The sequence below is a fragment of the Pseudomonas brassicacearum subsp. neoaurantiaca genome (assembly GCF_013608025.1).
Taxonomy (GTDB): domain Bacteria; phylum Pseudomonadota; class Gammaproteobacteria; order Pseudomonadales; family Pseudomonadaceae; genus Aquipseudomonas.
On record NZ_VDLV01000052.1, the window covers coordinates 1 to 586 of the forward strand.

General features: G+C 64.0%; 1 pseudogene. It reads left to right on the plus strand.

Going from position 1 to position 586, the window contains the following annotated elements:
• Positions 1-586 (plus strand): annotated as a pseudogene (locus FHK92_RS27910) (RHS repeat domain-containing protein); the annotation flags it as partial.

Here is a 586-nt window from a genome sequence, read left to right on the forward strand (position 1 = left end):
GGCGCGCTGATCGCCATCGACCTCAACGGCACCTGCCTGACCGAACACCGTTTCAAGGGCGGCCGCGAAACCCAACGCCAACAAGGCTTGCTGCTCAGCGACTACCGCTACGACGAACAAGGTCGCCTAAAGGCCCAGACCGTCTGGCAAACCCAGCAGCACCAATTGTTCTGGCGCGACTATTCCTACAGCGCCAACGGCAACCTCGCCGCGCTTTCTGACAATCGAAACCGCCGCAGCTACCAGTACGACAAGCAAGATCGCCTGCTCCGCATCGACTATGCCCACACCCAAGGCCCTGAACGCTTCGCCCACGACCCGGCCGGCAACCTCTTGCTGCAAGACCGTCCCGGCCCAACCACCCTCAAGGCCAACCGCCTGCTCATGGAGGGCGACCGCCATTACGACTACGACGCCTACGGCAACCTCACCCGCGAACGCCGCGGCAAGGCCCAAAGCCTCGCCACGCACTACCGCTACGACAGCCAACACCGCCTCATCGGCGTCACCACTGCCGACGGCAGCGAAACGTCCTACCGCTACGACGCCTTCGGCCGACGCATCGAAAAGACCGTGGCCGGCCAGA